General features: G+C 29.7%; 3 protein-coding genes. 1 reads left to right on the top strand and 2 read right to left on the bottom strand.

Features of this window, described 5'->3' with window-relative positions:
- Window positions 1–289: CAP domain-containing protein (locus tag SLH52_RS23130; protein ID WP_320210256.1), on the top strand; the 289-nt coding region annotated here is incomplete at its 5' end.
- Window positions 290–464: 175 nt separating this feature from the next.
- Here SLH52_RS23130 and SLH52_RS23125 read toward each other — a convergent pair.
- Window positions 465–1,211 (bottom strand): YdcF family protein, encoded by a 747-nt coding sequence (locus SLH52_RS23125; protein WP_320211554.1) that lies wholly within the window; start codon window positions 1,209–1,211, stop codon window positions 465–467.
- 968 nt (window positions 1,212–2,179) lie between these two features.
- The gene (locus SLH52_RS23120; RefSeq protein ID WP_413785583.1) at window positions 2,180–3,085 is read right to left on the bottom strand and encodes a D-alanyl-D-alanine carboxypeptidase family protein; all 906 of its coding nucleotides are present in this window, start codon (window positions 3,083–3,085) and stop codon (window positions 2,180–2,182) included.
- Window positions 3,086–3,875 lie beyond the last annotated feature (790 nt).

Genomic DNA, 3,875 nt, shown 5'->3' with positions numbered 1-3,875 from the left:
AAGTAAAGTAGCACGTACTAAATCTGCTGATATGCAGTCTAACAAATATTTTGACCATAATAGCCCAACTTACGGCTCACCTTTTGATATGATGAAAAAGTTCGGTATCACATATAAATCAGCTGGAGAAAATATTGCTTACGGTCAAAAAACACCTCAAGAAGTTGTGAATGCTTGGATGAATAGTGAAGGTCATCGCAAAAACATTTTAAATTCTAGCTTCACTCATATTGGTGTTGGTTATGTTGAACAAGGAAACTATTGGACTCAAATGTTCATTGGTAAATAATGAAACAACTAAGCTAGCAAACTATTTAAAAAAATGAGCTGTTCTATTTTGTCATAGAATAGCTCATTTTTTATTTTATTTGGAGTTGTTTCAGTATTCACTGTTGTTACTTGAGTTCGCAATCCACTATTTCGTAAATAAAACGAGTTTGTTTAAATATATCAACATAGCAGCTTTATTGCTTATTAAAGAAAAACGAATTGACAAGTGCTGCATATTCTCTAATATGCGAGTAGACTGTCTCATATAATGGGGTTTTAGCAGAAACTCCGTATGGATCATAGTCTAGACGTTTTGCTAACATTTTTGCACGAAGCAAATGAAAGTCACTAGTTACTATAGCTATGCGATTGTTATTTTCAAAATCATCTATTAACCCTTTGGAGTAGAGTAAGTTTTCAAATGTACTCGTTGCGTCTGTTTCGGGAATAATTAATGATTCTTCAACTCCTAAGGATATTAGATATTCTTCCATAGCTTCTCCTTCAGATCTTACTTCACCGATACCAGTTCCCCCAGTAGTAATTACCTTTATGTCGGGATACTCTTTCATAAAATCCAAAGCAGTATTCAATCTATTTTGTAATGTTGCTGATGGTTTACCATCTTTTAAACCCGAACCAAGAACCATAATATAATCAATATCTTCAGGAATTGAATCATTTTGTGCTTTATACATAAGAATTTCGAACGTTAAGCCCATTAATATAAAGAGCCCTAAAAATAAATAAAGTAAAAAACTAAGCTTTTTTCTTTTAGAAATATAAAACAACACTTGTTTGTAATAAAAAGAGCTCAATAATAAAATAATTGCTAAAATCGATAAAAAAGCCGTTATAATATCAAGATGACCATTGATATAAATCATTGATAAAGCATAAAGAAAACAAACTATAGAAATAATCCTCAATAGAATTTTCATGAAACCTCCCTCTATTTTCATAAATTTTATAAACAATACTTTTTCATACTAAATTATTCAAATCTTTAGCTCGACATTGATATAGCGATTTATTTGTCAACATATACGACTCAAATATATTAAAGTCTTTTTAAAAAAGTTGTTTTCGCATTGATTGTTGCTTTCCGTACAAAGAACTAAATACGTATAAACCAAGCTTTTGTGGCACTAAATAATTAATGCTGTTCTAAATAAGTCTCAATAAGACAGAAGTTTACGAAAAGAGGCTTTCGTAAACTTTTGTCCTATTGTTCTGGCTTAGAGGGTTAAGACGTGAATTTATGAAACAGCCATCGCTTTATAGCAGAAGAGATTTACGACATCTAATTTTATACGTGTATATATGTAGTACTACACATGCAAAGACAGCCATATATTATATATTTTTATCTTTCAATGTTAAGTATCTATCATTTCAGTCTACTTAATAATAATATAGTATAATTTCCAATAATAATCCACATTATTCCATATTGAGAGCCTCCAACAATAATTTACATTGAATTACAAAACAAAAAGCAATTGCCTTTTACATGAAGGAATTGCTTATGTCATATTATATCGTTAAATTCTATCTAACGTTTATCATATTTTAAGACGCTTGCTTTGTAAGTCTGTTTTTCACATTAATTGTTTCTTTTCATTTTCAGCTATACAGTACGTATATGGTGTTTTTGTTATTTTAAAATTATTAAGCTTTCTTAAATCTCACTATACTGTCTGTTAATAGTAAAAAAGCAACGAAGTTACGAAAAGAACCTATTGTAAACATATTTACTACTAGCTACTGCGATAATAATAATCGTGAATACTACAGTTAACTTTTTCACCATAACACTCTCCTTAATTGTTTAATTTGTCATCATATTTTCTATTTTAATTTCGTAAAGTATGAAACAATGTAAAAGTGAAAAAACATTTGTGATAAATTATACTACCATCTCTTGTTCGTATACCGTCACGATTATACCATCTACATTATTCCCTGAGAGCTCATATCGTTTGTTTTGTGGAAAATTTACGGAGCTCATTTGTGTGATATGGTAATAATAAACAGTATAACTTTGTCCATTCACAATAACAGAAACGACCTTCTCTTCTTTTAAATAATCTAAATATTCTTCTAAAACAAGATTATTATCATACATTATTGCACTGTGTGGTAAACCGACATAACGAATATGCCACGGTTCGTATTGTATACCTGTAATTTCAGTCTTATCCTTTGGATAGCGTAAAATAAAACCAAATCGCCAAGCATTTTTTTCAATCCATTTTCCTTCAGCTGCATGAATCATTTTCGTTTTAGTTGAACCCACATCAAGTGATAAGCCAACATTATGTTCGCTATAACCTGGTGGCATTGCAATGGTAGGTCCCATCTCTTTATATAGTCTATTTTGCTCATCAAGCCCTCTAAAACCACTATTAATTGTGAAATTCCGCACACCATCTCTTTTAGCGGAATATACCATTTGCGAAAACCTTTGTGCTACATCTCTAGACAATTGAATTTTACTATTACGTAATCTATATCCCTGCTTTAATTCTTTATACTTGAATAATTTCACAATATCTGATCTTACACTCTCTTCACGAACAGGGTATTGAGAATTGATTAGGAGTAAATCTCCCTGATAAATGAGTCTTTTAGTTAATCTTTGTTCTACTAAGTTTTTATGTGTATTGATATCGTCTACTTTGACGACAACATTATTATTTTCATTTATTGGTTGATTTCTTTTATTATCTTCATAAATAGGGTCAACGACCACATGTACAGCTGCAGCACCTAGACATAATATTAAAACTAAAAAATATCCCCACTCAAGCAACTTCTGTTTCCTCCTCTGAAATAAGTATTTGTAAATATTGTTCAATGGGTCAATCATTCAGCAAATGTTATCATTAAGTTACTACTAATATACTGGATATTTATTAACTATAAGCTTATATAACTATGAAGAACTTCTTAAGATTCTTTTAATATAGTTAGCTAAAACTAGTAATTATCAATTAAAAGACGTGTCTCAAAGTGTGCATTTATACTTTTAAGACACCTCTATGCTAATCAAATTTGATAAGAAAAAAAACCGATACTTTTATATCTATATTTCTCTGTTCATTCATCTTCGATTTACGGGATGAAACGATTTGTGTTGGAAAATTGATAGGTTCTTTTTGACCCACTTAGCTAAATATGTTTATTGAGAATCTTAAATCGGATTAAATAAGAGTACGATATGGATGTTATATCCATATATACCAAAATACAGGAAAATTAAATGTGTCCCTTCACATCAATTTTTACAAATTTGTTATATATCATCAAAATTATGTAATAAGCTGTAATAAAATTGTAGTAAATAGAGCAATATAAAAAGTTGTCAATACTTATATCAATGTAATATTTATCTTTTATGTTTATATATGGTATTTAAACATATGCACGTAAACCTTTATACTTATCGCTCAGCCTTGACCTCTCAATGTTTTGTCAGTTTTTTAACTATTCTTTCATTTATATTGGAAATTCGAACCAGAAATATGACAAAAAAGAGATGTTATAGTGGATATGTAAGATAAACAACGAGGAGGAATAACAATATGAAAAAAACATTCTTA

It is taken from the genome of Cytobacillus sp. IB215665, assembly GCF_033963835.1.
In the GTDB taxonomy this organism is placed as follows: Bacteria; Bacillota; Bacilli; order Bacillales; family SM2101; genus Nanhaiella.
This window is presented reverse-complemented; position numbering and strand designations above follow the sequence as displayed.